The 7,117-nt window shown below is 61.7% G+C and carries 9 protein-coding genes and 1 pseudogene; 7 read left to right on the top strand and 3 right to left on the bottom strand.

Features of this window, described 5'->3' with window-relative positions; genetic code table 11:
• The 7 genes from TX78_RS11410 to TX78_RS11380 all read left to right on the top strand — a co-directional run.
• A partial coding sequence (locus TX78_RS11410; RefSeq protein WP_069956282.1) for an IS3 family transposase occupies positions 1-545 on the top strand: 545 nt, incomplete at its 5' end.
• Positions 542-856 (top strand): type II toxin-antitoxin system RelE/ParE family toxin, encoded by a 315-nt coding sequence (locus TX78_RS11405; protein WP_044496370.1) that lies wholly within the window; start codon positions 542-544, stop codon positions 854-856. The genes TX78_RS11410 and TX78_RS11405, both read left to right, overlap by 4 nt.
• Positions 843-1,145 carry a HigA family addiction module antitoxin gene (locus TX78_RS11400; protein ID WP_044496369.1) on the top strand — a complete coding sequence of 101 codons (303 nt, stop codon included), beginning with the start codon at positions 843-845 and terminating at the stop codon, positions 1,143-1,145. The genes TX78_RS11405 and TX78_RS11400 overlap by 14 nt, the downstream gene beginning before the upstream one ends.
• Positions 1,142-1,636: a nucleotidyltransferase domain-containing protein gene (locus tag TX78_RS11395; protein ID WP_044496367.1), complete on the top strand. Its 495-nt coding sequence runs from the start codon at positions 1,142-1,144 to the stop codon at positions 1,634-1,636. The genes TX78_RS11400 and TX78_RS11395 overlap by 4 nt, the downstream gene beginning before the upstream one ends.
• A gap of 105 nt (positions 1,637-1,741) precedes the next feature.
• Positions 1,742-2,023 (top strand): type II toxin-antitoxin system RelE/ParE family toxin, encoded by a 282-nt coding sequence (locus TX78_RS11390; RefSeq protein WP_044496366.1) that lies wholly within the window; start codon positions 1,742-1,744, stop codon positions 2,021-2,023.
• Positions 2,010-2,312: a HigA family addiction module antitoxin gene (locus tag TX78_RS11385; protein WP_044496365.1), complete on the top strand. Its 303-nt coding sequence runs from the start codon at positions 2,010-2,012 to the stop codon at positions 2,310-2,312. The genes TX78_RS11390 and TX78_RS11385 overlap by 14 nt, the downstream gene beginning before the upstream one ends.
• Complete coding sequence (locus tag TX78_RS11380) at positions 2,309-3,133, top strand: alpha/beta fold hydrolase (protein WP_044496363.1); 825 nt, start codon at positions 2,309-2,311, stop codon at positions 3,131-3,133. Before TX78_RS11385 ends, TX78_RS11380 begins: the two co-directional genes overlap by 4 nt.
• Positions 3,134-3,198: 65 nt before the next feature.
• Here the strand turns inward: TX78_RS11380 and TX78_RS11375 are convergent, their stop codons facing one another.
• From TX78_RS11375 to TX78_RS11365, 3 genes and pseudogenes are all read right to left on the bottom strand, one after another.
• Positions 3,199-3,828, bottom strand: a complete 630-nt coding sequence (locus TX78_RS11375) for an SDR family NAD(P)-dependent oxidoreductase (protein ID WP_081652778.1) — start codon at positions 3,826-3,828, stop codon at positions 3,199-3,201.
• 100 nt (positions 3,829-3,928) lie between these two features.
• A pseudogene (locus TX78_RS11370) lies at positions 3,929-4,860 on the bottom strand (IS481 family transposase).
• A 153-nt stretch (positions 4,861-5,013) separates the two neighbouring features.
• Positions 5,014-6,486: an alpha-amylase gene (locus TX78_RS11365; RefSeq protein WP_049897877.1), complete on the bottom strand. Its 1,473-nt coding sequence runs from the start codon at positions 6,484-6,486 to the stop codon at positions 5,014-5,016.
• Positions 6,487-7,117 lie beyond the last annotated feature (631 nt).

The following is a 7,117-nucleotide window of genomic DNA, read 5'->3' as shown; positions in this document are numbered from 1 at the left end:
AGGTTCCGGTGAGACGTCGACGCAAACGCGTAGGGTCCTCCACCGCGGAAGCCCCGCAGGCGGACGCGCCGAATGTGGTGTGGGCGGTGGACTTCCAGTTCGACGCCGATGAGACCGGCCGGGCGATCAAGATCGCCTCGATCGTCGATGAGCACACCCGCGAATGCCTGGGCGGGATCGTGGCCCGCAGCATCACCGGTGATGACCTCACCGCCCACCTCGACGCTATCGCCGCTGACCGGGGGCTTCCAGAGGTCCTACGGTGTGACAACGGCCCGGAGCTGATCAGTAAGGCGATGGCCGACTGGGCTGGAGAGGTCACGGGGATCTACTACATCCCACCCGGTGCGCCGTGGCGCAATGGGTACGTGGAGTCCTTCAACAGCAGGATCCGGGATGAGTGCCTGAACATCACCAGCTTCTGGTCTTTGACCCATGCTCGGGTGATCATCGGCGATTGGAAGAAGGAGTACAACACCATCAGACGCCACTCAGCGCTCGGCTACCGCAGCCCGGCTGAGTATGCTGAAATCTGTACCCATTGAAGGAACCGCGGCTCGCATACTGCCCGGACCTACTCCCGGGGGCATTCCACAAGGACACCGAACGATTGTGGCGTCGTGAGCGAGTGCGCTCGATCGATCATCGGACCCATCGGGTCGCACTGCGCAAGCTTCGTCAGGTGGGATCGGCGGCGTCCATCGAGGATCTTCGGGTCCCGCCGGGCAACCGGCTCGAAGCGCTGAAGGGCGACCGCGCCGGGCAGCACAGCATCAGGATCAACGACGAGTGGCGGATCTGGTTCGTGCGGACCGACGCAGGACCGGAGGAGGTGGAGATCGTTGACTACCACTGAGAAGATTGCCCCGATCCACCCTGGGGAGGTCCTCATGGAGGACTTCATCGAGGGCTTCGGGATCACGCAGAACAAGCTCGCCGTGTCGATCGGCGTCCCGCCTCGGCGGATCAACGAGATCGTGCATGGCAAGCGGGGGATCACGGCGGACACCGCGCTCCGGCTCGGCAAGCTCTTCGGCACCACCGCACAGTTCTGGCTGAACCTGCAGACGCTCTACGACCTCGACCTCGCAGAGGATCGCGCGGCTGAGCAGATCGCCGCCATCGTGCCGCTGCAATCCGCATGACCTTCAGCGGGATGGACGCCGCTGAGGTAGTCCGAGTCGTTGGCTGGCTCGAGGAGCGATCAGTCGTCTACCAGGTCAACGGCGGATGGGCCGTTGACGCTCTGCACGGTTCCCAGACCAGATCGCATGGTGATCTGGATGTGTTCGTCGACTCGACGACGGTCGACGCCCTCATGGAATGGTTGCTCGGTCGCGGATACAGTATCGTGGAGGACTGGCGTCCGATCCGAGTTGAGCTGCGCGCCGGCGACAGGGCGGTCGACATCCATCCGATGGACGTGGACTGTGTCGGCGACGGGGTCCAGCAGGGCTTCGGTGAAGACTCGTTCGTCCACCGAGCGCGCGAGCGCGCGGTCGGAGTGATCGGAGATCGCTCGGTAGTTGTCGCGTGCGCCGCGCGACTCATGGCGCTGAGGCTCGGTTACGACCTCCGGCCGGAGGACCGCCACGATCTCGACGTGCTTGGGAGGTTGGTCGCCGACCACTCTTGAGGTCCGTGGCGGGCAGTTGACGCAGATGGTTGTCCGTGCCGGAACTCAGTGGAGTTCCGGTTTAACGTATAGCGTTAATGACGCTCGCCGTTATATACTGGTCCCGTGATCAGATCGTTCGGCGACAAGGAGACCGAACGGCTGTGGCGTCGTGAACGCGTGAGGTCGATTGATCCGAGGATCCATCGAGTCGCATTGCGCAAGCTACGTCAGGTGGGGTCCGCGGAGTCCATCGAGGACCTCCGCGTCCCACCCGGCAACCGCCTCGAAGCTCTCAAGGGCGACCGTGCCGGGCAGCACAGCATCAGGATCAACGACCAGTGGCGGATCTGCTTCGTGTGGACCGCCGCCGGACCAGAGGAGGTGCAGATCGTTGACTACCACTGACAGGATCGAGCCGATTCACCCGGGTGAGGTCCTCATGGAGGACTTCATCGAGGGCTTCGGCATCACACAGAACAAGCTCGCCGTGTCGATCGGCGTCCCGCCCCGGCGGATCAACGAGATCGTGCACGGCAAGCGGGGGATCACCGCAGACACGGCGCTGCGGCTCGCGAGGTACTTCGGCACGTCGGCCGAGTTCTGGATCAACCTGCAGAGCCACTATGAGCTCGACCGCGCCGAGGACGCAGCAGGTGAGCAGATCGCGGCGATCGCGCCGCTACAGGTCGCGTGACCAGCTGCGTCGTGCAACGCCCCGGAGGCGTCTGCATCGCGGTCACCGACCTCGGCGGCGACGGCCCTGTCGTCGTGCTGCTGCACGGGCTTGCCGGGAGCTCGCGGGAGTTGCTGCGCACGGCGCGAGCGTTGCAGGACCATCGGGTGCTGCTCGTGGACCAGCGAGGGCACGGTGCGAGCACGCGGCTTCCCGATGATCTATCCCGCGACGCCTTCGTCGGCGACGTCGTGGCGGCGATCGAGGAGCTCGCCCCAGGGAGTCGAGCGACACTCGTCGGGCAGTCGATGGGAGCCCACACTGCTTTTCTCGCAGCAGCAGCGCATCCAGACCTGGTCGAGGGGCTCGTGATGCTCGAAGGTCATGCGTCGGGGAGCGACGATCCGCGCGAGGCTGCTGGTCTCGGCGCGTACTTCGCGTCCTGGCCGGTTCCGTTCCGGGGAGAGGCCGCTGCCCGCGAGTTCCTCGGTGATGACGCGATCGTTGATGCCTGGGTAGCGGATCTCCAGTCGACGGATGATGGGCTCGTCCCGCGTTTCGACTCCGCGGTCATGCAACGCACGATCGAGGCTGTGCATGAACCGCGCTGGGACGAGTGGGAAGCTCTGCAGGTTCCGACGCTCGCGATTTTCGCCAAGCACGGGATGTTCAGCGATGCCGACAAGGACGAGCTGATCCGGCGCAGGCCCGAGACGGTCAGAGTCGATCTCTCCGGCGGCAGCCATGATGCGCACCTCGACGCCTTCGACGAGTGGATCGACGTGCTTCGCCGCTGGTTAGCCCGCGATCAGGCCAGCGACTCGCGGACCAGTGTCCGCTGAGGTTGTTAGCTGCGGCGACGTGGTGGAGTTTAGATTGTCGGTCTAACGTCCAGCACGCGTGGGAATCATGCAGGTTCGTTGGGATTCGAATCGCGTGCGAAGCGTCTGGCTTTGACCTGCTTCGGGGAGAGCTTGTTGCGAAACGCTGACCAGCGCGTGCGGCGATCTCCGCCAATAACGTGGTCTCGACCCTCGAAAAGAGCGTCGACGCCCAGCTTCGCGACGAGTTCGGGGTCGTTCTTCCATGAGTTGTCGCCGAACTTCGTCTTCTGCATGCCAGCACGGTCGTGGAACTCAGTGGCCGTCGCTCCGGGGAGGAGCGCGGTGACGGAGACGTCGTGCTCGCGCATTTCTTCGCGTAGGCCTTGAGCGAAGCTGTACATGAACGCTCGCGTGGGTCCGTAGATGGATTCGTAGGGTGTGGGTGTGGTCGCGGACATCGAGGTGGTGATGAGGATGCGGCCCGAGCGCCGCGCGGCCATCGCGCGGGCGATGTGCTTGGCGAGGATGACCTGCGAGGTGACGTTGAGCGCGAGCAGGCGCAGCTCGTCTTCGAGGTCGGTGTCGATGAATGCTCCGCCTAGGCTTGCGCCGGCGTTGAGAACAGCGACGTCGAGGGAACGATTCATCTGTTCGAATTGCCGCCACAGACCGTCAACCTGATTGCGATCGGTGAGATCCGCACGCAGCGGCATCCCACTGAGTATCAGAAAGAACCTGGAGATGAGACATGTTTCCAGGCTTCCAGGCCACCCCTCACATAATTCTCAGACACGCTCTAGGTGTACTCGGCCGTCAGGTTGGTGACAGTCGACTGGTCGGTGACAGACCGCCGAGCGCGGTGTGGCGTCGCTGATTGTTGGAGACCTCAAGCCATAGTGCAAGAGCAGCGGCACGTTCAGCGTTATCCAGGAAGTCCTGCCGGTAGGCCCGTTCAGTCTGTAGGGTGCGGTTGAAGCACTCGACTTTGCCGTTCTGCCACGGGCAGTGAGGCTTGATGAACTTGCCCCTGGCATCAAATGCCCTGATCACTGCCGCCACGTCTGCCGAACGCCGGTAGTAGAAATGGTTATCGGTGATGACTCGCTCCGTCCGGGGGATGCCATGTCCCGCGAAGTAGCCGGCTGCACGAAAGATGAATCCCGCGCAGGTGGTGCCCTTCTCATCGGGCAGGATCTCGGAGTAGGCCAGTCGGGAGTGGTCATCGACCATCGAGTGCACGTAGTCGTAGCCGATCCGGGTCCGCTTCTTCGCCCAAGTTGGCCCCATGTGGCGGCCGTGGGCTTTCCACCCTCCGCCATCGGGGATCCTGCCGTTCTTCTTCACAACGACATGGACCAGCTCCCCGGGCCGGTCACACTCGTAGCGGACCGCGGTGGCCTTCGAGGACCGGATCACCTCACCGGTGAGTGGGTCGCAGTCGTGCAGATAGGGCGCCCGATGCCGGCGCAGCACCCGTGAGAGGGTGCGGGCCGGGATGCCCAGCTCGGGGCCGAGCCAGTCCTGGCCGCGGCGTTGCTGGGCACGCAGGGCCAGGATGGCTTCCTCGGTCTTGATCGGGGTCTGTCGTGGACAGTGGCGAGGCCTAGATGAGCGATCGTGGAGACCGGACCAGCCTTCCTGGCGGAATCGTTTGATCCACCGGTGGGCGCACTGGCGGGAGATGCCTTGGGCTTTGGCCGCGTGGCGGTTGCCCAGCCTTGTTCACAGACACGCTCATCGAGCAGTTGCCGACCGCGGGCACTGAGTCGGGCGTTACGGTGGGAGACGGAGACCTCCGGACGGTAGACGACCTAGACATCGCCCACCGCACCCGGAGGTCTCTTCTGCGTCAATGACCCGATCGCAGTGTCACCAACCTCGTGGCCAAGTACACCTAGCTATTCCGCCTCACCGCCGAGATACAACGCAATAACACCGTCCTCGGGAAGTGTGGCCTCGATCTCACCGTCGGACACGATGACGTTGCCGGAACCGGCGACGTTGACATAAGTTCCGTCGGGCAAAGAGGTTTCGGCGCTCAGTTCCCACTCGTCGTCGGAGGCGTTGAAGGCCGCGAAACCCTTCTCACCCCGATCGAAGGCCACCCGAGAAGAACCTTGCTCAGCGCGTTCGACGAGATCGGTGCCTTCCACGGCATTCCGGAATGAAATCATGCCGGTCACACGTTCATCTCGATGCTCGCAAATCCAGTCTGCACTAGAACAATCGGCGTCTTCGGTAATCGATCCCGCTGGGTTACCATCGACTTCGCCGAGGCTGGGCGGCCCCTCAGCTTCGTTTCCATCGAAGTCGTAGCTGGACATCACTACCGGCGTCCCGTAAGGATGGGCGAGCATAAAGGCTGTCGCAAGATAATATCTGTCTTCGTCGAGATAAGTCAGCGTCGGCTCGTAACGCTGGGTATCATGGTTGTCGATGAACACCACGGCCTCGTCACTACTGAGGTCTCCATGGTCGGATATCGAGGTCAAGTCGACGATATCGCCGTCCGCGAAGCTTGCCGCCACATCCCGCATATAGTCAAAGTTGGTGACCTGCCCGTAGGGTGTGTAAGCGGTATAAGGAATAGTGTCATCCCCATAGACCTCGTGATAGAGGTGCGGAGTTCCGCCGAAGGCGGGGACTTCATTAAGACGGTCGACGATCTCCCCCATGTCACCCTCGGGGATGTGCTTTGCGGCATCCACCCGGAATCCAGCGACACCAAGGTCGACCAGCTCGTTCATGTAGCGGACAATTTGGTCCTGAACGTCGGGGTCACCTGTGTCGAGGTCGGAAAGCCCCAGAAGTTGGCAGTTCTGCACCTCTTCTTTATCTTCCCAGTCTTCAATCCCTTCGTAGCAGGGGCCGAAGTTGTCCCGACTATAAGCAGCATCCCCGTCTCCGAATAGGTCGGGGTACTCATACTGAGTCCATTCAGTTCCTGCGCTGCCTGTGCCCTCACCAGGACCCGTCATGTGGTTGATGACAGCGTCGACGTAGATTCGCACTCCGTTCTCGGCGCAGGTTTCAACCATCCTCTCGAAATCTTCCCCGGTGCCGCGGCGGGTATTCTCAATCTGATACGAAACTGGCTGGTAATCCTGCCACCATGGATAGTTTCCACCCTCAGCATAGGGAATGACGACGTGCTCCTGAGGCGGAGAGACCTGAACACCCCCGAAACCGTTAGGACCGAGAAAGTCGTCACACTCTTCAGCTACAGAATCCCAGTTCCACTGAAAGAGATGAACAATAGCGTCGCCATTAGACCTCAGTTTGGAGGAAGAATCGGAATCTTGTGTATCACCGACGCAAGACACCGCGAGCAAACTGGAACCCACTAGTGCTCCAGTCAACGTATGTCTCATACGGACTCCGTCAGAACCTCTCTTCAGGTCTTCACGATAACTTCTTGTGAATCTCATGGTCATACTTATAAATACCTCTATCTTATTTTGTATCTGATGGCACTCAATAGACTATATGCCGCACATTGACCAAAGTGATGATCGAATATATAAATAGTATGCTGAGGGTCTGCTGGTGGCCCCCTACTACGAGAAGGGCCCGACCGGACACACCTGCTCCCATGATTCACACACGGCTTGAGAAAAGAGGGCTGACGCGTCGGCTTCCGTCTCGACGCCCAGATCTCCCAAGCGGGCGCAGGAGCCGACCACATCGACGGCCAGCAGCGCGCTGTGGCACGACCGAAGGGGCGGAACATGTCAAGTAGGGCGCATATCTTGACCTCTCCGGGGACCCCGCGAGCACCGATCAACTCGCTGAACGTGGTGGGCGCCTCGAGAGTCATACTTGGCAAAGACCTTCGCGGTGCATAACTTGCCGGGAACCTTGACCCCATGCCCAACCCGGCCACCGCAGTTCGGCGACTGACTCCATCCCGGCGGCGAAGACACTCCGGCCTACTGCTGAGCTCACCATTGACCCTTTCCGTGGATTGGAATCGTGGACACTGGCTGGGCGATGCAGGGGCTC

The sequence above is a fragment of the Nesterenkonia massiliensis genome, assembly GCF_000455245.1.
GTDB lineage: Bacteria > Actinomycetota > Actinomycetes > Actinomycetales > Micrococcaceae > Nesterenkonia > Nesterenkonia rhizosphaerae.
Note: the sequence above shows the minus strand (reverse complement) of the source record. Positions and strands in the feature narration are given on the sequence as shown.